The organism is Stenotrophomonas sp. (assembly GCF_035634915.1).
GTDB lineage: Bacteria > Pseudomonadota > Gammaproteobacteria > Xanthomonadales > Xanthomonadaceae > Stenotrophomonas.
The window spans coordinates 1-23,048 of the sequence record NZ_DASQCB010000014.1 but is presented as its reverse complement, the minus strand read 5'-3'; the positions used below and the strand labels follow the sequence as shown (position 1 = coordinate 23,048).

At 67.4% G+C, this 23,048-nt stretch carries 18 protein-coding genes; 10 read left to right on the top strand and 8 right to left on the bottom strand.

Annotated elements, in window-relative coordinates:
- Positions 1-2: 2 nt before the first annotated feature.
- From lepA to rpoE, 4 genes are all read right to left on the bottom strand, one after another.
- Positions 3-1,796 (bottom strand): translation elongation factor 4, encoded by a 1,794-nt coding sequence (gene lepA / locus VER16_RS11540; RefSeq protein ID WP_324808412.1) that lies wholly within the window; start codon positions 1,794-1,796, stop codon positions 3-5.
- Between the two features lie 181 nt (positions 1,797-1,977).
- The gene (locus VER16_RS11535) at positions 1,978-3,516 is read right to left on the bottom strand and encodes a DegQ family serine endoprotease (protein WP_324808259.1); all 1,539 of its coding nucleotides are present in this window, start codon (positions 3,514-3,516) and stop codon (positions 1,978-1,980) included.
- Positions 3,517-3,590: 74 nt separating this feature from the next.
- Entirely contained in the window at positions 3,591-4,463 is an 873-nt protein-coding gene (locus VER16_RS11530; protein WP_324808257.1) for a sigma-E factor negative regulatory protein, read from the bottom strand.
- On the bottom strand, positions 4,460-5,080 hold the full coding sequence (gene rpoE, locus VER16_RS11525) for an RNA polymerase sigma factor RpoE (protein WP_079222753.1): 621 nt from the start codon (positions 5,078-5,080) through the stop codon (positions 4,460-4,462). Before rpoE ends, VER16_RS11530 begins: the two co-directional genes overlap by 4 nt.
- A 235-nt stretch (positions 5,081-5,315) precedes the next feature.
- On the opposite strand from rpoE, the gene VER16_RS11520 reads away from it, so the two are divergent.
- The 4 genes from VER16_RS11520 to VER16_RS11505 all read left to right on the top strand — a co-directional run bounded on the left by VER16_RS11520 (position 5,316) and on the right by VER16_RS11505 (position 10,347).
- Complete coding sequence (locus VER16_RS11520) at positions 5,316-7,379, top strand: 3-hydroxyacyl-CoA dehydrogenase NAD-binding domain-containing protein (protein WP_324808255.1); 2,064 nt, start codon at positions 5,316-5,318, stop codon at positions 7,377-7,379.
- 618 nt (positions 7,380-7,997) lie between these two features.
- Positions 7,998-8,861 (top strand): pirin family protein, encoded by an 864-nt coding sequence (locus tag VER16_RS11515; protein WP_324808410.1) that lies wholly within the window; start codon positions 7,998-8,000, stop codon positions 8,859-8,861.
- A 111-nt stretch (positions 8,862-8,972) separates the two neighbouring features.
- Positions 8,973-9,692 (top strand): aquaporin Z, encoded by a 720-nt coding sequence (gene aqpZ, locus VER16_RS11510; protein ID WP_324808254.1) that lies wholly within the window; start codon positions 8,973-8,975, stop codon positions 9,690-9,692.
- Between the two features lie 196 nt (positions 9,693-9,888).
- Positions 9,889-10,347: a hypothetical protein gene (locus VER16_RS11505; protein WP_324808251.1), complete on the top strand. Its 459-nt coding sequence runs from the start codon at positions 9,889-9,891 to the stop codon at positions 10,345-10,347.
- 60 nt (positions 10,348-10,407) lie between these two features.
- Here the strand turns inward: VER16_RS11505 and VER16_RS11500 are convergent, their stop codons facing one another.
- Complete coding sequence (locus VER16_RS11500; RefSeq protein WP_324808249.1) at positions 10,408-11,259, bottom strand: pirin family protein; 852 nt, start codon at positions 11,257-11,259, stop codon at positions 10,408-10,410.
- Positions 11,260-11,492: 233 nt separating this feature from the next.
- Here VER16_RS11500 and VER16_RS11495 point away from each other — a divergent pair, with 233 nt between their 5' ends.
- Positions 11,493-13,574: a carbon starvation CstA family protein gene (locus VER16_RS11495; RefSeq protein ID WP_324808247.1), complete on the top strand. Its 2,082-nt coding sequence runs from the start codon at positions 11,493-11,495 to the stop codon at positions 13,572-13,574.
- A complete protein-coding gene (locus tag VER16_RS11490) occupies positions 13,574-13,798 on the top strand; it encodes a YbdD/YjiX family protein (protein ID WP_324808245.1) in 225 nt (74 codons plus the stop codon). Before VER16_RS11495 ends, VER16_RS11490 begins: the two co-directional genes overlap by 1 nt.
- A gap of 444 nt (positions 13,799-14,242) precedes the next feature.
- On the opposite strand, the gene VER16_RS11485 is transcribed toward VER16_RS11490, so the two are convergent.
- Positions 14,243-15,493, bottom strand: coding sequence for a DUF819 domain-containing protein (locus VER16_RS11485; RefSeq protein WP_324808243.1), 1,251 nt, complete (start codon positions 15,491-15,493; stop codon positions 14,243-14,245).
- 166 nt (positions 15,494-15,659) lie between these two features.
- Between VER16_RS11485 and VER16_RS11480 the strand changes: the two genes are divergently transcribed.
- Positions 15,660-16,046 carry a VOC family protein gene (locus tag VER16_RS11480; RefSeq protein WP_324808408.1) on the top strand — a complete coding sequence of 129 codons (387 nt, stop codon included), beginning with the start codon at positions 15,660-15,662 and terminating at the stop codon, positions 16,044-16,046.
- Between the two features lie 87 nt (positions 16,047-16,133).
- Here VER16_RS11480 and VER16_RS11475 read toward each other — a convergent pair whose 3' ends face one another.
- A complete protein-coding gene (locus VER16_RS11475) occupies positions 16,134-17,420 on the bottom strand; it encodes a HAMP domain-containing sensor histidine kinase (RefSeq protein ID WP_324808241.1) in 1,287 nt (428 codons plus the stop codon).
- Positions 17,404-18,114, bottom strand: a complete 711-nt coding sequence (locus VER16_RS11470) for a response regulator transcription factor (protein ID WP_324808240.1) — start codon at positions 18,112-18,114, stop codon at positions 17,404-17,406. The genes VER16_RS11475 and VER16_RS11470 overlap by 17 nt, the downstream gene beginning before the upstream one ends.
- A gap of 132 nt (positions 18,115-18,246) precedes the next feature.
- Between VER16_RS11470 and VER16_RS11465 the strand changes: the two genes are divergently transcribed.
- From VER16_RS11465 to VER16_RS11455, 3 genes are all read left to right on the top strand, one after another.
- Positions 18,247-19,950, top strand: coding sequence for an ArnT family glycosyltransferase (locus VER16_RS11465; protein ID WP_324808238.1), 1,704 nt, complete (start codon positions 18,247-18,249; stop codon positions 19,948-19,950).
- Between the two features lie 111 nt (positions 19,951-20,061).
- Positions 20,062-20,829, top strand: a complete 768-nt coding sequence (locus VER16_RS11460) for a phosphatase PAP2 family protein (RefSeq protein WP_324808236.1) — start codon at positions 20,062-20,064, stop codon at positions 20,827-20,829.
- A complete protein-coding gene (locus VER16_RS11455) occupies positions 20,826-22,475 on the top strand; it encodes a phosphoethanolamine--lipid A transferase (RefSeq protein WP_324808234.1) in 1,650 nt (549 codons plus the stop codon). The genes VER16_RS11460 and VER16_RS11455 overlap by 4 nt, the downstream gene beginning before the upstream one ends.
- The last annotated feature ends 573 nt before the right edge of the window (positions 22,476-23,048 follow it).

Sequence of the window (23,048 nt, the reverse complement as noted above, 5' to 3'; positions counted from 1 at the left end):
GCTTACTTGTTGTCCATCTGCAGCACGGCCAGGAAGGCTTCCTGCGGAATTTCCACGCGGCCGACCTGCTTCATGCGCTTCTTGCCTTCCTTCTGCTTTTCCAGAAGCTTCTTCTTGCGCGAAACGTCGCCACCATAGCACTTGGCCAGCACGTTCTTGCGCATGGCCTTGACCGTGGTGCGGGCAATGATCTGCGAGCCGACGGCGGCCTGGATGGCCACGTCGAACTGCTGGCGCGGGATCAGGTCCTTCATCTTCTCGCACAGCTCGCGGCCGCGGCGGTCGGCATGGCTGCGGTGCACGATCAGCGACAGGGCATCAACCTTGTCACCGTTGATCAGCACGTCCACGCGCACGAACGGGCCCGCGTCGAAACGCACGAAGTGGTAGTCCAGCGAGGCATAGCCACGGCTGACCGACTTCAGCTTGTCGAAGAAGTCCAGCACCACTTCGGCCATCGGCAGCTCGTAGCTGATCTGCACCTGGCTGCCCAGGTAGTTGATGCCGATCTGGCTGCCGCGCTTTTCCTCGCACAGCTTGATGATGTTGCCGATGTACTCTTCGGGGGTGAGCACGTTGGCGCGGATGATCGGTTCGCGGATCTCGTCGACATGGTTGACCGGCGGCAGCTTGGCCGGGTTGTCCATGCTGATGATGGTGCCGTCGGTCTTGAGGACTTCATACACCACCGTCGGTGCGGTGCTGATCAGGTCCAGGTTGTATTCGCGCTCCAGGCGCTCCTGCACGATTTCCATGTGCAGCATGCCAAGGAAGCCGCAGCGGAAGCCGAAGCCCATCGCCTCGGAGCTTTCCGGCTCGAAGCGCAGCGCGGCGTCGTTCAGGCGCAGCTTGTCCAGCGCCTCGCGCAGGTCCGGGTAATCCTCGGCGTCGACCGGGAACAGGCCGGCGAACACGCGCGGCTGCATTTCCTGGAAGCCCGGCAGCGGTTTCGGTGCCGGGTCGGCGGCCAGGGTGAGCGTATCGCCGACCGGCGCACCGTGGACATCCTTGATGCTGGCGGTGACCCAGCCCACTTCACCGGCACGCAGCGCCGGCAGCACCTTGCGCTTGGGCGTGAACACGCCGACGTTGTCGACCTGGTGGGTGCGGCCGGTGGACATGACCTGCAGCTTGTCGCCGGCCTTGATCTGGCCCTGCATGACGCGCACCAGCGAGACCACGCCCAGGTAGTTGTCGAACCAGGAATCGATGATCAGCGCCTGCAGCTTGTCGGTGTCGCGCGGCTGCGGCGGCGGAATGCGGTGCACGATGGCTTCCAGCACGTCCTGCACGTTCAGGCCGGTCTTGGCGCTGACCGGCACGGCGTCGGCCGCGTCGATGCCGATGACGGCCTCGATCTCGGCCTTGGCGCGCTCGATGTCGGCGGTGGGCAGGTCGATCTTGTTGATCACCGGCACCACTTCCAGGCCCTGCTCGACGGCGGTATAGCAGTTGGCCACCGACTGCGCTTCCACGCCCTGGGCGGCATCGACCACCAGCAGCGCGCCTTCGCAGGCGGCCAGCGAACGGCTGACTTCATAGGAGAAGTCGACGTGGCCGGGGGTGTCGATGAAGTTCAGGTGGTAGGTCTGCCCATCCTTGGCCAGGTACGGCAGCGAGACCGACTGGGCCTTGATGGTGATGCCACGCTCGCGCTCGATCGGGTTGGAATCGAGCACCTGCGCTTCCATCTCGCGGGCCTGCAGGCCGCCGCAAAGCTGGATGATGCGGTCGGCCAGCGTGGACTTGCCGTGGTCGACGTGGGCAATGATGGAGAAGTTGCGGATGTTCCGCATCGAATCAGAAGACATAGGTGGCGGCGGCGCGCGGCGTCGTCAGGGTAACGGTCGATTATCGCATGCCCGGGGCCCGGCCGCGAAAGCGGCCTGATCGGGCCGGGCCCGGAACGGCCGAAGCCCCACCGGGGCGGGGCTTCGGAGGGAGTGAAAGGGCCGCCCGGGGGCGGCCGTGAAGGTCTTACTGGCCTGCCTTGACCGCCACGAAGGCGCTGTTGCCGCTGCTGGCACGGACCAGCAGCAGGACCACATCGCCCTTCCTGTAGCCGGACAGCGCGCGGTCGAGCGCACCGACACTGCCGACCGGGGTGTTGCCGACGCGCAGGACGACCATGCCCGGGGCCAGGCCGGCGTCACGGGCACCCTCGCCCTTGACCCCGGTGATGCGCACGCCTTCGCCCGATTCCAGGCCCAGCTGCTTGCGCTGCGGCGCGGTCAGCTCGGTCACGTCCAGGCCCAGCAGGGCATTGGCACCGGACTGCGGCGCGGCGTCGGCATTGGCCGCGGACGGGCCGCGGGCGCTGTCCTGGCCATCTTCGGTCAGTGCCGTCAGGGTGGCGCTGAGTTCACGCGGCTTGCCATCGCGGTACACGACCAGGCTGACCTTGCTGCCCGGGGCCATCGCACCGATCAGTGGCGGCAGGTCGGACCAGCTGTTGACCGTGCTGCCGTTGACCGAGCGGATCACGTCGCCCAGCTGCACACCCGCCTTGGCGGCGGCGCTGCCGGGGACGATCTGGTTGACCAGCGCGCCACGGCTGTCCGGCAGGCCCAGCCCCTGCGCCTTCAGCGAATCGATCGGCTCGACCACCGCGCCCAGCTGGCCACGGGTGACCTTGCCGGTCTTCTTGATCTGCTCCACCGCACTCATCGCCAGATCGATCGGGATCGAGAAGCTGATGCCCATGTAGCCGCCGGAAGCGGAGTAGATCTGCGAGTTGATGCCAACCACTTCACCGCGGGTGTTCAGCAGCGGGCCACCGGAGTTGCCCTGGTTGATCGCCACGTCGGTCTGGATGAAGGGCACGTAACGCTGGTCCGGGCCACCGGTGCTGCGCCCCAATGCGCTGACCACGCCGGCGGTGACCGAATGATCGAGGCCGAACGGCGAGCCGATTGCGACAACCCACTGGCCCGGCTTGAGGGTGTTGGAATCGCCCACGCGCACGGTCGGCAGGTTCCTGCCGTCGATCTTCAGCAGGGCCACGTCGTACTGCTGGTCGCTGCCGACCACCTTGGCGGTGAACTCGCGGCTGTCGCCCAGCTTGACCTTCACCTCGCTGGCGTCGGCCACCACGTGGTAGTTGGTCAGCACGTAGCCATCGGGCGAGATGATGAAGCCCGAGCCCATGCCACGGCCCTTGATGCTGGGGCCGCCGTCCTGGCCGCCCTGGCCCTGCCCCGGCATCGGGAAATCAGGGCCGAAGAAGCGGCGGAAGAACTCGGGCATGTCGTCGTCGCCCATCGGGCCGCGCGCGGCCTGGCGGTTGTTGCGGACGATGGTGACATCGACGTTGACCACGCCGGGGCCGACCTGTTCGACCAGGTTGGTGAAATCAGGCAGGCCGCTGACCAGCGGCTGCGCCGGCGCATGCGGCGCGGCCGCGGCGGGGGTGGCCGCCTGCGGTGCGGCAGCCGGTGCGGCGGGCTGGGCACAGGCCACCAGCGGCAGGGTCAGGGCGAGCAGGCCCATGGCCTGCGTGCGGAGTCGGTGAGTCATCGGACGGCAACCTCCGGATCGGATGGAGAGGGGAAGGAGGGCCCCGCCAGTGGCGGGGCAAGGGCCCGCACGCGTCAGTCGCGCGGGCGCGGCGGCGCTGGCAGTTCTTCCTGCAGGCGCGGCTCGAACGGGTAGAACGTCGCACCGCCGGAGGCGGCCGGGAAGCTGGCGTTGAGGGCGCCGCCGGCGGCCGGGGCCAGGCTGGATTTCGGCCACGGCCGTGCCTGCAGGGCGCCGACATCACCAAAGGGCAGGTTGCGGGCGGTACCGGCCGGCATGCTCGGGGTCAGCGACGGCTGCGCCGTGGCCACGGCACGCTGCGGCGCATCGTCACGCTGGGCCACGCGGGCGGCCTGCTGGCTGCGGGTGGCGCTGGCGCGACGGGCATCCTGGCGGCGGCTGGCCGCCATCGCCACGGCCGGGGCCGCTGCCACCGCCATCGCTGCCGTGTCGACCGAAGCCTCGGTGACCGGGCTCTGCGCAGGGGCAGGCGCCAGTTCGGCCTGGCTGGCCACCACCTGCGGCGGCGCCTCGGCGGGGCTGGCCTCCTTCAGCTTTTCGCCGCCCATGAACAGCGCCACGGCAGCGACCGAAGCGGCCAGCGCGGCACCACCGCCCCAGGCACGCCAACCGCTGCGGCGTATCTGCCGGCGCGGTTCGGCCTGCGGCGCCGGTTCGGCGGCGATGGCGGCCGCCACGGCGGCACTGAAGCCAGTCGGCGCCAGCAACGAGGCCTGGCCACGCATCACATCGCCGAGCAGCTGCCAGCGCTCCTGGCAGCCGGACAGCTCCGGATCGTGCTCCATGCGGCGCAGCAGGAAGCGCGCCTCATCGGCACCCAGCTCGCCATCGACCAGGGCCGACAGCTGTTCGCGGTGGCGCTGGTCCAGGCGCTGCCCGGCGGGAGATTGGTGGTTCTGCGATTCGTTCAACGGACTGTGGGTCATACGCGGCTCTTCTCGCGGGTGGCGCTGCCGATGTCCAGCAGCGGCCGGAGTTCAGTGTCGATCGCCTCGCGCGCCCGGAAGATCCGGGACCGCACGGTGCCGATCGGGCACCCCATCTTCTGCGCGATTTCCTCGTAACTCAGGCCTTCCACCTCGCGCAGGGTGATCGCTGACCGGAGTTCTTCCGGCAGCGCGTTGACGGCCTTCATCACCGTCTGTTCCAGTTCCTGGCGCATCAACTCGCGTTCGGGCGTGTCGGTGTCGCGCAGGCGGGTCCCGGTATCGAACTGCTCGGCGTCACCGATGTCGATGTCATCGGTCGGCGGGCGTCGGTTGTGTGAAGCCAGGTAGTTTTTGGCAGTGTTCACGGCGATCCGATGCAACCAGGTGGAAAACTGGGCATCGCCCCGGAAACTTCCAATCGCGCGGTAGGCGCGGATGAACGTGTCCTGTGCGACGTCCTGACATTCGCTCCAGTCGGCGATGTAGCGACCGACCAGACCCACGACCCGGTGCTGGTACTTGCGTACCAGGACATCGAAGGCCGCGCTCTCGCCGCGCTGCACGCGCCGGACCAGTTCCAGATCCAGCTCCTGTGGTGTTTCAACATCGGCCATGAGGGGCCGCACTCCTGTCAGCCCAACCGACGTCGGGCAATGAGACTGCCAATCCCGGGAAAAGTTCAGTCGCCGATCACCTGGCGCCGCACCAGCTTTTAACCACCGTTCCGCTAGCGTCCCGGTCACTGGCCATGGATCCGGGGTCGCCACTCCCCAGCTATAGGGATTTGACGCGGGGGAAACAACCTCTGGATCATAGCCGCTTCTCCATACACAACCGGATGGAACGTCCATGCTCTCAGGCTTCGATGGTCTCCGCTTCAGCCACTGGCACCCCGAGATCCGCGATGACGGCGTGGTCGTGCTGTCACTGGATCGTCAGGACAGCAGTGTCAACGCCATGTCGCAGGACGTGCTGCTGGAGCTGGGCGACCTGCTCGAGCGCATCGCTCTGGACCCGCCCAAGGGCGTGGTCATCCAGTCGCTGAAGAAGGCCGGCTTCATCGCCGGGGCGGACCTGAAGGAGTTCCAGGAGTTCGACCGCCGCGGCACCGTGAACGACGCGATCCGCCGCGGCCAGTCCACCTACCAGAAGCTGGCCGAGCTGCCCTGCCCCACCGTGGCGGCCATCCACGGCCACTGCCTGGGCGGCGGCACCGAGCTGGCCCTGGCCTGCCGCTACCGCGTGGCCTCCAATGACAGCAGCACCCGCATCGGCCTGCCGGAGACCCAACTGGGCATCTTCCCGGGCTGGGGCGGCAGCGCGCGCCTGCCGCAGCTGGTGGGTGCACCGGCGGCGATGGACATGATGCTGACCGGGCGCACCCTGTCGGCCTCGGCCGCCCGCGGCATCGGCCTGGTCGACAAGGTCGTGGCACCGGCGGTGGTGCTCGATACCGCCGTGGCGCTGGCCCTGTCCGGCACCACCCGCCCGTTCAAGCAGCGCGCCACCGCCTGGGCCACCAACACCTGGCTGGCACGCAAGCTGCTGGCTCCGCAGATGGTCAAGCAGGTCGCACGCAAGGCCAAGAAGGACCAGTACCCGGCGCCGTACGCGCTGATCAGCACCTGGCAGCGCACCGCCGGCAAGCCGGTACAGGCGCGCCTGGACGCCGAGCGCCGCGCCGTGGTGAAGCTGGCCAGCACACCGACCGCGCGCAACCTGATCCGCATCTTCTTCCTGACCGAGCGCCTGAAGGGCCTGGGCAGCGGTGATGCCGGCATCCGCCACGTGCACGTGGTCGGCGCCGGCGTGATGGGTGGCGACATTGCCGCCTGGGCGGCCTACAAGGGCTTCGAGGTGACGCTGCAGGACCGTGAGCAGCGCTTCATCGACCCGGCCATGGAACGCGCGCAGGCGCTGTTCGCCAAGAAGGTGCGCGACGAGAGCAAGCGCCCGGCGGTGGCCGCGCGCCTGCGTGCCGACCTGGAAGGCAACGGCGTGGCCGAGGCCGACCTGGTCATCGAGGCGATCATCGAGAACCCGGAAGCCAAGCGTGCGCTGTACCAGACGCTGGAACCGAAGATGAAGCTCGATGCGCTGCTGACCACCAACACCTCGTCGATTCCGCTGGTGGAACTGCGCGACCACATCCAGCGCCCGGCCCAGTTCGCCGGCCTGCACTACTTCAACCCGGTGGCGCAGATGCCGTTGGTGGAAATCATCCACCACGATGGCATGGCGCCGGAGACCGAGCGCCGGCTGGCCGCCTTCTGCAAGGCGCTGGGCAAGTTCCCGGTGCCGGTGGCCGGCAGTCCGGGCTTCCTGGTCAACCGCGTGCTGTTCCCGTACATGCTGGAAGCGGCCACCGCCTATGCCGAAGGCATTCCGGGCCCGGTGATCGACAAGGCGGCGGTGAAGTTCGGCATGCCGATGGGCCCGATCGAGCTGATCGACACGGTGGGCCTGGACGTGGCCGCCGGCGTGGGCCGCGAGCTGGCACCGTTCCTGGGCCTGCAGATTCCGGCGGCGCTGCAGTCGGTCGACCCGGCCAAGCGCGGCAAGAAGGACGGCCAGGGCATCTACACCTGGGAAAACGGCCGGGCGAAGAAGCCGGACGTGGCGCGCGACTACCAGGCCCCGGCGGACCTGGAAGACCGGCTGATCCTGCCGCTGCTGAACGAGGCGGTGGCCTGCCTGCACGAAGGCGTGGTGGCCGATGCGGACCTGCTGGATGCGGGTGTGATCTTCGGTACCGGTTTCGCGCCGTTCCGCGGTGGTCCGATCCAGCACATCCGCGCGGTGGGGGCCGATGCGATCGTGGAGCGCCTGAAGGCGCTGCAGCAGCGCCACGGCGACCGTTTCGCCCCGCGCCCGGGCTGGGACAACCCGGTCCTGCGCGAACCGGTGGTGTGAGTATGTCGGCCGGGCCTGCGGCCCGGCACCCGCTGGATCCAAATCCAAATCCAAATCCAAAGCCAGAGCCGGAGCAACAGCCGGCTCTGGCTTTTCTGTTTGTTGGGCGGGGCGGTGTCGGGTTGCGGGGACGCCGTAAACCCGTCCCTGGGGGCTTGGCCGCGGCATCCATGCCGCGGACACCCCGCAACCCGACACCGCCCCGCCCCTGACAGCTTCCCGGTGACGGTGGGTGAATTCCGATTCCGGCAGGTGTCGACCTTGGCTGCCGCAGTAGATCCACGCCATGCGTGGATACGAGCGAAGCGACCGGCGTTTGATCTTGATTTTCTTTTTTCTTTTCCGTGGCTGACGCGCCCGGAAACTGTCGGGGGCCGGGCGGGTGGGTTGCGCAGGACCGTTGGCGCCATGGATGGCGCCATCGAGCCCCCACGGACGGGTTTACGGCGTGTCCTGCGCAACCCACCCGCCCGGCCCAATCACATGCCCCCATCCAGCAACACAGCCACGAGGGGCTGCGCCGTTGGCTGGAACAACCTGTTACCCGCATGGGGCATGTGCCCGCCACGACCGCATGCCATGCTGGCGCCCTTGATCCCTGCCAGCGAGAACGCCCGCATGACCACCATCATCGCCCCGCGCGTCCACGACATCGGCGGCCTGCAAGTGCGCCGCGCCGTGCCCACCCTGCAGGCCCGCAGCATCGGCTCGTTCGTGTTCGTCGACCAGATGGGGCCGGCGATCATGCACCCCGGCACCGCCATCGACGTGCGCCCGCACCCGCATATCGGCCTGGCCACCGTCACTTACCTGTGGTCCGGCGCCATCGGCCACCGCGATACGCTGGGCTCGGACCAGGTGATCCGCCCCGGCGACGTGAACTGGATGACCGCCGGCCGCGGCATCGCCCATTCCGAACGCACGCCGCCGCCGGACCGTGACCACGACAACCCGATCCACGGCATGCAGACCTGGGTCGCGCTGCCGAAATCGCACGAGGAAATCGAGCCGGCGTTCTACCACCATGCCGCCGCCACCCTGCCCGAGCAGCGCCGCAATGGTGCGTGGCTGCGCGTGATCGCCGGCCGTGCCTATGGCGAGGAGTCGCCGGTGAAGGTGTTCGCCGACACGCTCAACGTGGCCATCGACCTCGACCCGGACGCGGAGATCGACATCGACAACGGCCATCGCGAACGCGCGTTGTACATCCTTGAAGGCCAGGCGCAGCTGGATGGCGTGGACATCCCGGCCCAGCACCTGGTCATCCCCGAGGCCGGCGCCATTGGCCGCCTGCGCGCGAAGACGCCGGTGAAGGCGATGCTGTTCGGCGGCGAGCCGCTGGATGGCCCGCGCCACCTGTGGTGGAACTTCGTGTCCAGTTCGAAGGAACGCATCGAGCAGGCCAAGCACGATTGGGAAGCCGGTCGTTTCGGCACCATTCCCGGCGACGACAAGGAATTCATTCCGCTGCCGCAGTATTGAGGTCAACGGCAGTCGAGCAGGCTCGACTCCACGCATCGTATACGCGGCCATCACCTGCCGTGCACTCCAATGCGACCGCACGCATCCGCGCGCCTCACTGGAGTGCACGTCATGGGCATGGGCAAGCGATTGGCCGCCGAGTTCCTCGGCACGTGCTGGCTGGTACTGGGTGGTTGTGGCAGCGCGGTGCTGGCTGCGAAATTCGGCGGTGATGGCAACCCGCTGGGCATCGGTTTTCTTGGCGTTGCGCTGGCCTTCGGCTTGACCGTGGTCACCGGCGCGTACGCGTTCGGCCATGTCTCCGGCGCGCACTTCAACCCGGCCGTCAGTGTCGGCCTGTGGGCCGGTGGCCGTTTCCCGGCACGCGATCTGGTGCCCTACATCATTGCCCAGTGCGCGGGCGGCCTGCTGGCCGGCTTCATCCTGCTGCAGATCGCCTCCGGCGCGCCCGGCTTCGCCATCGACGGCAGCCAGGCGGGTGCATTCGCCAGCAACGGCTATGGCGTGCTCTCGCCGGGTGGCTACAGTGTGGCCGCCGCCTTCCTGTGCGAAGTCGTGCTGACGGCGGTGTTCCTGGTGGTCATCATGGGCGCCACCCACGGCAAGGCCCCAGCCGGCTTCGCCCCGCTGGCCATCGGCCTGGCCCTGACCCTGGTCCACCTGATCAGCATCCCGGTCACCAATACCTCGGTGAACCCTGCCCGCTCCACCGCCGTGGCCTTCTTCGCCGGCAGCGGCGCGACCAGCCAGTTGTGGCTGTTCTGGGTCGCACCGCTGCTGGGCGGCATGATCGGCGGGATGATCTACAAGTGGGTCGGCAACGACCACTGAGCACTGCCCCGGCCATTGCGGCCGAGCACGGGCCGCAATGGTTACGGTTGAAACCGCAATTTGTGCGATTGCTCACGTTCCGTTAAGGTCGGCTTGACCGTCCGTACACCTGCGGACGGCCCGGCATCCGGGGATGGGATGCCACGGCCGCCGGCAGCCCCGGCGGAGTCTTACGACACGCCACCTTGGGGGATGCATGAAGTTCGCGCCTGTTGTGTTGTCGAGCCTGCTGTTGGTCGCCGCCCAGGCCGCCGCGCAGGCCCCGGTCCAGTGCCCGTCGTTGCCGGCCAGCAGTGGCCTGCAGTGGCAGGAGCAGCCACAGTCCGGTTTCGTGGTGTGCCGCGCCGCGACCGAAGATGGCCGCGAGGTGCTGAGCCTGATGCTCAGCCAGCGCGACCCGGGCATTCCGTTGACCCGTTCGCTGCGCCAGGAAAAAGGCAGCTTCGGCGGTGAGTCGATGTACTGGTACCAGCCCGACCTGGGCGGTCAGCAGCCCCCGGGCTACGCCGAACGGCGCATCACCGTGGTCAAGCTCGACAAGGGCCGTTACGCGCAGATCGCGCTGTACCCGGGCAGCACCCAGGAACTGGGCAGCCTGCAGCAGTTGGCGCAGGGCATGAACCTGACCCCGTCGGCCGTGGCCGACGGACGCTGAGTGAACACGGGGATGACTGCCTTGCAGCATCCCCGCACGTCAACATCGAACGGTAGCGCCTCAGAACCGGCCTTCCTGGAAATCGACGAAGGCCTGCATCAATTCCTGCCGGGTGTTCATCACGAACGGACCATGGCGCATGACCGGTTCGCGCAGCGGACGGCCTGCCACCAGGATCAGGCGCGCGCCTTCGCGCCCGGCCGAGAGGTGCAGCTGCTCGCCACCACCCAGCACCGCCAGTTCCTGGCGCGCCACGTCGCGCGCTGCGTCCTGCTCACCCACCGTCACCGCGCCTTCGAAGACGTAGGCGAAGGCGTTGTGCCCTTCCGACAGCGTATAGGTCCAGGCGCAGTCGGCGGCCAGTTCGATGTCCAGATACAGCGGATCGGTGGCCGGCTGGGTGATCGGGCCGACCGTGCCGTCGACGGTTCCGGCGATCACCTTCACCTGCACGCCCGCCGCCGGCTGCACCACCGGAATGCGCTCGGGCGCGAATTCCTGGTACTTCGGGTCGGTCATCTTCTCGCGCGCCGGCAGGTTCACCCACAGCTGGAAGCCGCGCATGCGCCCGCTTTCCTGCTCGGGCATTTCCGAGTGGACCAGGCCGCGGCCAGCGGTCATCCACTGCACGCTGCCCGGGGTCAGCAGGCCTTCGTTGCCGTGGTTGTCGCGGTGGCGCATGCGCCCGTCGAGCATGTAGGTGACGGTCTCGAAGCCACGGTGCGGGTGTTCCGGGAAGCCGGCGATATAGTCCTCGGCACGGTCGGTACCGAACTCGTCCAGCAGCAGGAACGGGTCAAGATCCGGCAGCGTCGGGCCGCCGATGACACGGGTCAGGCGCACGCCGGCACCGTCGGAGGTGGGCATGCCACGGATGGTGCGCTGCACGCGGACCGGTTCGGGAAGGCTCATGGCGACTCCTGTTGGATGGATGCCCGTGAAGATGGACGCCGCACGCCGCAACGCCAATGGCCGGCGCCGCAACCGATTGTTCCATCACTGGTGTTCGCTGCGCGTCATGTCCGCCGCGCGGCGGCGCCTGCGTTGTGTTCGACCAAAGTACTACCGCAGAAAGGTTCCGTACCGATTGACCGTGCACAGGTCACGCGGGACCCTTTGAACATCTTTCCGGGAGAGAGCACCTCATGAAAGGGTTTTCCAAAATAGGCTGGGCGGCCCTCGCCCTGCTGGGCGCGTTCTGTCTGGGCACCGTGGCCCTGCGCCGCGGTGAACACATCAACGCCTTGTGGATCGTAGTCGCAGCGGTTTCGCTGTACCTGGTGGCGTACCGCTTCTACAGCCTGTTCATCGCCAACAAGGTGATGCAGCTCGACCCGACCCGGGCGACCCCGGCGGTGATCAACAACGATGGCCTGGACTACGTCCCGACCAACAAGCACGTGCTGTTCGGCCACCACTTCGCCGCCATCGCCGGCGCCGGCCCGCTGGTCGGCCCGGTGCTGGCCGCGCAGATGGGCTACCTGCCCGGCCTGCTGTGGCTGGTGGTGGGCGTGGTGCTGGCTGGCGCAGTGCAGGACTTCGTGGTCCTGTTCCTGTCCAGCCGCCGCAACGGCCGTTCACTGGGTGACCTGGTGCGTGAGGAAATGGGCCAGGTACCCGGCACCATTGCCCTGTTCGGTGCCTTCCTGATCATGATCATCATCCTGGCGGTGCTGGCGATGGTGGTGGTGAAGGCACTGGCCGAGAGTCCGTGGGGCATGTTCACGGTGATCGCGACGATGCCCATCGCGATCCTGATGGGCGTCTACATGCGCTACATCCGCCCCGGCAAGATCGGCGAAATCTCGGTGGTCGGCCTGATCCTGCTGCTGGCTGCGATCTGGTTCGGCGGCAAGGTGGCAGCCGACCCGACCTGGGGCCCGGCCTTCACCTTCACCGGCACCCAGATCACCTGGATGCTGATCGGCTACGGCTTCGTCGCCTCGGTGCTGCCTGTGTGGCTGCTGCTGGCCCCGCGCGATTACCTGTCCACCTTCCTGAAGATCGGCACGATCATCGCCCTGGCCATTGGCATCCTGGTGGTCATGCCGGAACTGAAGATGCCGGCACTGACCCAGTTCGCCGCCAGTGGCGACGGCCCGGTGTGGAAGGGCGGCATGTTCCCGTTCCTGTTCATCACCATCGCCTGCGGCGCGGTGTCCGGCTTCCACGCACTGATTTCCTCGGGCACCACGCCCAAGCTGCTGGCCAATGAAGCGCACATGCGCTACATCGGCTACGGCGGCATGCTGATGGAATCGTTCGTGGCGGTGATGGCGCTGGTGGCGGCCTCGATCATCGATCCGGGCATCTACTTCGCGATGAACAGCCCGGCCGCGGTGATCGGTGCCGATGCGGCGTCGGCGGCGCACTTCATCACCAACACCTGGGGCTTCACCATCAGCCCGGAACAGCTGACCGCCACGGCGGCGGCCATCGGTGAACCGACCATTCTGCACCGTGCCGGTGGCGCACCGACGCTGGCGGTAGGTATCGCGCAGATCCTGCACGAGGCGATCCCGAGCAGCAGCGACGCGATGATGGCCTTCTGGTACCACTTCGCCATCCTGTTCGAAGCATTGTTCATCCTCACCGCAGTGGATGCCGGTACGCGTGCCGGCCGCTTCATGCTGCAGGACCTGCTGGGCAACTTCATTCCGGCACTGAAGAAGACCGAGTCGTGGACGGCCAACATCATCGGCACCGCCGGCTGCGTGGCACTGTGGGGCTACCTGCTGTACACCGGCGTGGTCGATCCGTTCGGTGGCATCCAGACGCTGTGGCCGCTGTTCGGCATCTCCAACCAGATGCTGGCCGGTATCGCGCTGATGCTGGGTACGGTGGTGCTGTTCAAGATGAAGCGTGACCGCTATGCATGGGTGACCGCGCTGCCAGCGGTGTGGCTGCTGATCTGCACTACCTACGCCGGCTTCATCAAGATCTTCGACAGCAACCCGGCGCAGGGCTTCCTGGCGCAGGCACACAAGTTCCAGGCGGCCATCGCCAGCGACACGATCACCGCGCCGGCCAAGTCGGTGGCGCAGATGCAGCAGATCGTGGTCAACGCCTACGTCAACACCGGCCTGACCGCGCTGTTCCTGCTGGTGGTTGCTGCGGTGCTGGTGTATTCGATCAAGACCATCCTGGCGGCGCGCCGCAACCCGCAGCGGACTGACCGCGAGACCCCGTACGTGGCGCTGAAGCCGCACGAAATGGTGGATCTGTAATGAGCACTCAACTGGTTCCCGTCGGCCAGTACCAGACGCACCGCCGCATCTGGCGGCGTCTGGTGCAGACCGCACGGCTGTGCTGTGGGATTCCGGATTACGACAACTACGTCCGGCACATGCTGGAAAAGCATCCGGACCAGCAACCGATGGACTACAAGACGTTCTTCCGCGAACGCCAGGAAGCGCGGTACGGCGGTCGCAACGGCGGTCGCTGCTGCTGAGGTTCCAAGGTGGGTGCCGGGCTTGCAGCCCGGCGCCCGCAGAGGCCGGAGCAACTGCAACTGCAACTGCAACTGCAAGAGCGTCGGCTCTGGGTTTCTGTTTGTTTGGCGGGCGGTGTCGGATTGCCGGTGACGGCGAGACACATGCGGGGTCAGATCCGTTTTCCGAAGGAAGACGGATCTGACCCCATTTTGTTTATCGACATCTGACAGATTTCATCCACGCATGGGGTGGATCTACTGGCCACCGGCCAACTGTCGAAGGCGGGGTACTGTGGGTTTGCGGGGTGTGAGCCGCATGGATGCGGCGACCAAGGCTACATGGACGTACTTGCGCCGTCCCCGCAAACCCACAGTACCCCGCCAACCCACAGGAAGCCTGCCTTTGCCATTGCTTTGGCTTGCAAGCTTCAGCGGGTGCCGGGCGCCGCCCGGCTGGCCCCGTCAGCCGGTGGCCATCCACTTCAGGATCAGGCCGGTGACATACGCCAGGCCGGTACCGGTGGCATAGCCCACCGTGCCCAGCAGCACGCCCACCGGTGCCAGCGAAGGATGGAACGCCGCCGCCACCACCGGGGCCGACGCCGCCGCACCGATGTTGCCCTGCGAGCCGATGGCAAAGAAGAACAGCGGCGCGCGCAGCAGCTTGGCCACGATCCACAGCACCAGCACATGGACCGACATCCAGATCGCTCCCAGCAGGAACAACCACGGGCGATCCAGAAGCGACAGCAGGTTCATCTGCATGCCGATGCAGGCAATGAGGAAGTACAGGAAGACCGTCCCCAACCGCGACGCACCGGCCGCTTCCAGCCGACGTGCGCGGGTGAAGCTCAGGCCCAGGCCCATCGCGGTGGACAACAGGATGACCCATACGAACTGGCTGTCCAGGCTGAACTGGCTGGCCCAGCTGACATTGGCCTTGAACCAGCCGGCCAGCGGCGCGGCGATGGCGTGCGCCAGGCCCACGCCGCCCAGCGCCACGCCGACGATGACCATCAGGTCGGTCATGCTCGGAATGCGCGCATTCTGCGCATCGTAGGCACTGATGCGCGCCTTCATCTCGTCGATTGCGCGGGTATCGGCACCGTTGCGGGTATCGATCTGCTGCGCGCGGTTGGCCAGGAACAGCAGGATGGCCATCCACAGGCTGGCGCAGGCGACGTCGACCACCGCGAACTGGCCGAAGGTGGTGGCATCGGTGCCGAACACTTCACGCATGGCCACCATGTTGGCGCCGCCGCCGATCCAGCTGCCCGCCAGCGCGGCCATGCCTGCCCAGGTATCGCCGGCCACCGTTTCCGGGTGGATCAGCTTCATGACCTGGAAGGAGACGATGGCGCCGAGCATGATGCCGGCGGTACCGGCACAGAACACGATCAGCAGCTTCGGGCCAAGCTTGGCGATGCCCTTGAGATCGATCGACAGGGTCAGCAGGACCAGTGCGGCCGGCAGCAGCACATCGCGGGCCACCGGGTTGTACAGCGCGGTGTTGTGGCCATCGATGATGCCGGCCGTGTTGTAGATGGCGGGAATGAAATAGCACAGCAGCAGGGCCGGCACCCAGGCGAAGATCTTCTTCAGCAGCGGGGTCGGGCCGCTGGCGGCCCAGAAGATCAGGGCGAGCGTGGCAGCAATCAGGCCCAGGCCAACAATGTCGTTGCTGATCAGGGCGGTAGCGGGTTCGGTCGGCATGGGATCCTCTGTCGATCGAAAGGGCGGAAAAAAAACGCCGCAGGATGCGGCGTTGCCCGAGATTAACATCGCCTTCACGCCGGGTCATGCTGCGCCGCTTGCCGCGCTCGGGTCTCCTGAGCAGAATCGGAACATCCTCAACGGCGCATCGCCATCGGAGCGGGTCATGCAACTGGGTGCCTTTTCGGTCAGCCTGTCAGTGAAGGATCTGGCCGCTTCGCGCGCGTTCTACGAGGCACTCGGCTTCGTGGCTACCGGCGGTGATGCTTCCCGCAACTGGCTGGTGCTGCGCAACGATGGCATCGTGATCGGCCTGTTCCAGGGCATGTTTGAAGGGAATCTGCTGACTTTCAACCCGGGCTGGGACCAGTACCGGCAGGAGCTTGGCGAGTTCGAGGATGTGCGGGAGCTGCAGGCCGCCCTTGACGCCCAGGGCATCGAGCTGTCGGCGCGCACCGATCCTGACGGCGAAGGTACCGGCTACTTGCAGCTGGCCGACCCCGATGGCAACGTGATCCTGATCGACCAGCACGTGGAGCGCCCGCTCCGGTAGGCGTCGACCTTGGTCGACGTAATGCCTGCCAACCAAGGTTGGCATCTACCGGGGCGAAGGCATGCCAACCAAGGTTGGCATCTACGGTCAGCCGGGACGCGACGCGCCGAAGTCGAGCGTGACCAACGTGCCGCGCGGCTGCACAGGCTGCAGCTGCAGGGTCCAGCCCAGGTGCTCGCACAGGCGGGCAATCAGGTCCAGGCCGATGCCACCGCGGTCGGCGCGCTCCCCCCTGGCCATGCGTGCATGGATGGCGGCGATCTCCTCCGGTGCCATGCCATGGCCCGGGTCCTGCAGGGTCAGTACCGCCTGCGGGCTCAGCTGCAGCTGGATGTGGCCACGCCCGCTGTTCTCGATGGCATTGCGCAGCAGGTTGCCGATCGCGGCCTGTACCACCGCCAGCGGCGCGATGATGTCCACCGGTGCGGCCTGGATGCCGATGCTCAGATCCTTGTCACCCAGCAGGTGGCGATGGTCATCGACGATCTCCGGCAGCAGCTGGTCCAGTGCGATGCGCTCGGCGCGCGCGGCCAGCCGGGCCGGATCGCGGGCCAGCACCAGCAGCAGCTCGATCAGCTGCTCCACGCCCTGTGCGGTGCGCAGCACGCGCTGCATCTGCTGGCGCGCACGCTCTGGCAGGCCCGGCTGTTCCAGGGCCAGCTCGGCCGCGCCGGTGATCACCGCGATCGGGGTGCGCAGTTCATGGCTGGCGGTACTGATGAACACCCGCTCGCGCTCGACGAACTGCTCGTTGCGGTCCAGGTAGTCGTTGAGCGCATCGGCAATCGTGTGCAGTTCCGAACTGCCACGCGGGTCGACGTCGATGCGCTGGCCCTGATCGCCCGGCCGCAATGCGCCGATGCGCTGGGCGAGCAGGCTGAGCGGGCGCACCACCCGTTCCATGCCGAAGGAGGCCATCAGCACGGTGACGAACACCATGATGATGCCGGCCAGCATCACCCAGCGCGTGGCGAACTGTTCGAGGTCGTGGAAATCGGAGATGTCCAGTGCCAGCGCCACCCGCCCCATCGCGCCGGTGTCACGCACCATCACCGCGGTCTCGCGCTCGCCCACCATCACCCCGTCATGCAGGCCAGGATGCAGGTCGCGCAGGGTCGCAGGCATGTCCGCTTCATCAAAACGGTACAGGCTGAGGGTGTCCGAATCCTGCCAGTGGTACTGCGGCTCGCGCTCTGTGTGCTCGACGATGCTGTCCAGTTCGGAATTGAGCAGCGCGCGCCAGGCGGCATGCTCGGCGTGCTCGTGCACGTAGTTGCCCACGCTGAACACCGCCAGCGAGATCAGCGCCAGATAGCCCAGCAGCCAGCCGATCACGCGCCGGTACAGCGGGCCCGGCTTACGCGCCCTCTTCATCGGTGCCACTGCCTGCATTGCCGCTGACCGCCAACCGGTAGCCCACGCGCGGCAGGGTATGGATCAGCTTGTCGTTGAAAGGGCCATCCACGCTGCGGCGCAGCTCGTAGACGTGTGAACGCAGCAGGTCGCCATCGGGCGGCTCGTCGCCCCACAGGGCGAATTCCAGCTGCTGGCGGGTCACCGCGCCGGGGCTGGCCCGCATCAGCACCTCCAGCAGCTTGCGGCAGGCCGGGTACAGGTGCAGCGCCTGGCCGCCGCGCTGGGCTTCCAGGGTGGCCAGGTCCAGCACCAGGTCGGCCACCTGCAAGCGCTTGCGCGGGTTGCGCCCTTGTGCGCGCAGCAGCAGGGCCTCCAGCCGCACTTCCAGTTCGGGCAGGGCGAAGGGCTTGGTCAGGTAGTCATCGGCGCCGGCGCGGAACCCGGCAATCTTGTCCGGCAGCTCATCGCGGGCGGTCAGCATGATCACCGGCACCTCCGAACCCTGGTCCGCGCGCAGGCGGCGCAGCACTTCCGGCCCTTCCATGCGCGGCAGCATCCAGTCCAGGATGACCGCGTCGTAGGGCTGGCTGCCGGCCAGGTGCAGGCCGGTGATACCGTCGGGGGCCACGTCCAGCACGTGCCCGCGCGACTCGAAATAGTCGAACAGGTTGGCCACCAACTGGCGGTTGTCCTCGATCACCAACAGGCGCATGCACGGAATGTCCACGGAAGTCCGTACCATGGTAGCGCTGCCCATGTCGGAATGCGGTCGCCCTGCGCCCAGCTCCGACGCCTTTCCCACGCCTCGATCCCCACAATGGCCGTTTTGTCCCCGGAGCCCGCTGTGCCCGTAGCCCTGCCCCGCCGCTGGTTCCTGCCCCTGCTGTGGGTGCTGATGATCGTCTCGCTGGGCGCCGGCATCGGCCTGCGCCAGCCGCAGCCGCCGGACGAGCCGCGTTTCGTGCTGGCTGCGCGGACCATGGTTGAAAGCGGGCAATGGCTGCTGCCGCACCGTGGCAGCGAGCTTTACGCTGAAAAGCCACCGGTGTTCATGTGGCTGCAGGCGGTGGCCCACCAGCTGGTCGGCAGCTGGCAGTGGTCGTTCCTGCTGCCCTCGCTGCTGGCAGCCCTGCTCAGTCTGTGGCTGGTTTCCGACCTCGCCCGCCGGCTGTGGTCGCCACGGCATTCGCTGTACGCCATGGCGGCGCTGTTCTGCACACTACAGTTCGGGCTGATGGCCAAGCGCGCGCAGATCGACATGGTGCTGGTGGGGATGACCACGGTAGCCCTGTGGGGCCTGCTGCGCCATCTGGCCGAACGCCGCAACCTGCCGGCGCTGTGGCTGGCCGGCTTCGCCGCAGGCCTGGGCACGGTGACCAAGGGCGTGGGCTTCCTGCCGCTGCTGATGGTGCTGCCGTGGTTCGGCTGGTGGCTGTACCAGCGCCGCCGCGGATACGCCGCGCCCGGTCCGCACCCGGCCACCCTGCTGTGGCTGCTGCCGGCGTTCCTGCTGGGTGTGGCCGTCTGGCTGGCACCGCTGGGCTGGGCCCTGCTGCACGAACCGAGCGCATCGCTGCAGTCGTATGCGCACGAGCTGCTGTTCAAGCAGACCGGCACCCGTTACGCCAACGCCTGGCACCACCGGCAGCCGGTCTGGTACTACCTGCAGGTGATCCTGACCCTGTGGCTGCCCGGCAGCCTGCTGCTGCCGCTGCTGGCCAGGCCCTGGTGGCGCCGTCTGCGCCGCGGCGACCGCCGCCAATGGCTGCTGCTGGGCTGGGCCCTGCTGGTGCTGGTGTTCTTCAGTGCCAGCCCGGGCAAGCGCGAGGTCTACGTGCTGCCGATGCTGCCGGCGATGGCGCTGGCTGCGGCGGCGCTGTTGCCCTGCCTGCTGCGCCGGCTGTGCGTGCGGCGTTACCTGTTCGGCTACAGCCTGGTACTGATGTTTGCTACCGGCACGCTGGGCGTGATGATGATGACCGACAGCCACTGGGTACAGGCGCAGCTGGCACGGCGGGCGATGCCCGATTCGCTGCTGCCCACGCTGGGCAATGGCCTGCTGGTCTTCGCCATTGCCGTAGCCACCCTGGCGGTCTGGCTGCGTGTACGTCGTGCCGCGCTGCTGGTGCTGCTCACCCACGGCATGCTGTGGATGCTGTACGGCCTGGTGCTGATGCCCACGCTGGATCCCTACGCCTCGGCATCGGCGCTGATGCAGCGGGTCGGCAAGCGGATCGGTCCGGATGCCGAACTGGCCCTCGTGGCCTGGCGCGAACAGAACCTGCTGCAGGCCGACCGGCCGGTGCGCGAGTTCGGCTTCAAGCGCCCCTGGGCCGAGCAGTGGCACGATGCCGGCCCGTGGCTGGGCGAGGCTCCGGACAAGCGTTGGGTGCTGGTGCTGGACAAGGCCATGAGCCCCTGCGTGGATCCGGCCCAGGTCATCGACATCGGCATCGCCAACCGGAACCGCTGGCAACTGCTTCCTGGCACCGCCTGGGACGCCAGCTGCCATGCCGAACGTGCCGGTGCATCGGAAGAAGAAGACTGAACGCTGGCTCGCGCCGGGGCTGCGTTAACCCGGCGCGAACAGATGTACGACCCTTCTCCGACATGAAGGTGACGAGCATGGCCGCGGATTCCTGCCATGGCCCCTTCCCGCATGCCCGCTCGTCCCCTTGTCCCGGCCCTTGCCCTCACCCCTTCGTGGCTGGCATCGCGATTCGCTCTGACGCATCTGCTGCTGCCACTGGCCGTCGGCCTGCCGTTGTTCGTCCTGTTGATGGGCTTCGGTGGTGACCAGTGGCTGGCCGACCATCTGTTCCGTTGGGAAGGTGGCCACTGGGCGCTGCAGGACGCCTGGCTGACCCGCGCGGTCGTGCACAAGGGCGGCAAGTGGCTGAGCACGGCAGCGGCACTGGTGGCGATGCTGCTGTGCTTCCACCATTGGCGCCGCTGCCGCGACCGCACCCTGCGCTGGGCACTGCTGTACGTGGTGGTTGCGATGGCGCTGGGGACCGGGGTGATCTCGTTGCTCAAGGCCGTCGTGCCGATGGACTGCCCCTGGGACCTGCTGCGCTACGGCGGCCACCAGCCCTTCATCGGCCTGTTCAACAGCCGCCCGCACGACATGGGTGCACCGGCCTGCTTCCCGGCCGGCCACGCCAGCGCCGGCTATGCCTGGGTCTGCCTGTACTTCTTCGCCCTGCTCTGGCGCCCGGCGTGGCGTTGGGCCGGGCTGGGGATCGGCCTCGGCAGCGGGCTGGTGTTCGGCATCAGCCAGCAGCTGCGGGGTGCCCATTTTCTTTCGCATGACGTTGCCACGGCGCTGATATGTTGGCTGCTGTCGCTGGGCCTGTTCCTGTTGACCCAACGCCTGGTGTCGCGCAGCACGCTGGAACGTCCGAGCCGCCAGGAGGCAGGCGCATGAGTGCATCGGTCCAACGTTCGTTCCGCCTGCCGGCGCTGGCCAGCCTTCGCCGCTGGCGTCCGCAGCTGTCCACCGAAGCGCTGATCGCGCTGACCAGCCTGTTCTTCGCCGTGGCCGGCAACGGCCTGTTCTGGCACAGCGCCATGGCCAGCCACCCCGGCAGCCTGCGCTATGCGCTGTCGCTGTTCCTGCTGCTGCTCGGCGCGCACGGCGTGCTGCTGGGCATCCTGGTATGGCGCTGGAACGCCAAGGTGGTGACCAGCGTGCTGCTGCTGGTGACCGCCTTGGCGGCGCACTACATGAGCCAGTTCCACATCTACCTGGATGCGGACATGCTGCGCAACGTGCTGGCCACCGACCCGAAGGAAAGCCGCGAGCTGATGACGGCCTCGCTGGTCTGGCCGATGCTGCTGCTGGCGGTGCTGCCGATGGTGCTGCTGTGGCGGGTGGAACTGCGCCGCCGCAGCTGGGGCCGCACGCTGCTGTGGCGCGTGGGCTTTCTGCTGGTAGCGGCGGTCACTGCGGTGGGTGGCGCACTGATTTCGTTCCAGGATGTGTCGGCGCTGATGCGCAACCAACGCGAAGTGCGCTACCTGGCCACCCCGGCCAACGTGCTGCTGGGCATGCCGCGTGCGCTGCGCAGCGACAACCCGGTGCAGCGCGCGCCGAAGCTGCCGATCGGCACCGATGCCAAGGCCACCCCGCGCGCGCCGACCAGCAAGCCACGACTGCTGGTGATCGTGATGGGCGAAACCGTGCGTGCGCAGAACTGGGGCCTCAACGGCGGGCGCAACACCACTCCGGAACTGGCGCAGGCGCCGGTGATCAATTTCCCCGACATGCATTCGTGCGGCACCAGCACCGAGGTCTCGCTGCCCTGCATGTACTCGCCGTGGGGCCGTCACGACTACGACGAGAAGAAGATCCGCGCGCACCAGTCGCTGCTGCACGTACTGAACCGCGCCGGCGTCACGCCGCTGTGGCGTGACAACCAGTCCGGCTGCAAGGGCGTGTGCGAGGGCCTGGACTTCCAGTCGCTGTCCGACGCGACCACCCCGGGCCTGTGTGCCGATGGCCGCTGCATGGACGAGATCCTGCTGCAGGACCTGGCTGCGCAGGTACGTGCCAGGCCGGGCGACCGGGTGGTGGTGCTGCACCAGCTGGGCAACCATGGCCCGGCCTACTTCGAGCGCTACCCGGCCGCCTTCGCGCGCTTCAAGCCGACCTGCGATACGCGTGACATCGGCCGCTGCTCGCGCGAGGAGATCACCAACAGCTACGACAACGCCGTGCTGTACACCGACCACTTCCTGAGCAGGACGATCGGCACGCTGCAGGGTCTGCAGGATTACGACACCGCGATGATCTACCTGTCCGACCACGGCGAATCGCTGGGTGAGAAGGGCCTGTTCCTGCATGGCGTGCCGTACGCGATCGCCCCGGCCGAGCAGACCAGTGTGCCGATGACGATGTGGTTCTCGCCGGGCTTCGCCCGCAGCCGCGGGCTGGACCTGCAGTGCCTGCGCAAGCGTTCGGCGGCGTACACCGACCATGACAACCTGTTCCCGTCGGTGCTGGGGCTGATGCAGGTGAAGACGGCACTGTACGAACGCGACCGCGACCTCTTCGCCAGCTGCGAGAGCTGAGGGATGGCTTTCGGGCAGGGCTTGCAGCCCTGCACCTGCTGACGTCAACGTCAAAAGCCGGTTTGCTGAGGGTTGGCGGGGTGGTTCCGGTTGAGAGGGACGCCGTAAATACGTCCATGTAGGCTCGGTCGCCGCATCCATGCGGCTCACGCCCCCTCAACCGGACCCACCCCGCCTTCGACAGTTTTCCGCGATCTGCCGGAACGGCATTCTGTTCTGGTGGGTGTCGACCTTGTCTGGTAGGTGTCGACCTTGTCTGGTAGGTGTCGACCTTGGTCGACACAGTAGAGCCACGCCATGCGTGGATGATTTCATTCGATACCTGACAGATTTCATCCACGCATGGCGTGGATCTACTGGCTCCGACCCCATTTGAATATCGATATGTGACAGATGTGTCGACCAAGGTCGACACCTACCAAAAGCAGCGCATCGCCGTTGCCAACAGCCGCGTGAACCTGTCGAAGGCGGGGCACTGTGGGTTTGCGGGGTGTGAGCCGCATGGATGCGGCGACCAAGCCCCCATGGACGGGTTTACGGCGTCCCCGCAAACCCACAGTGCCCCGCCATCCC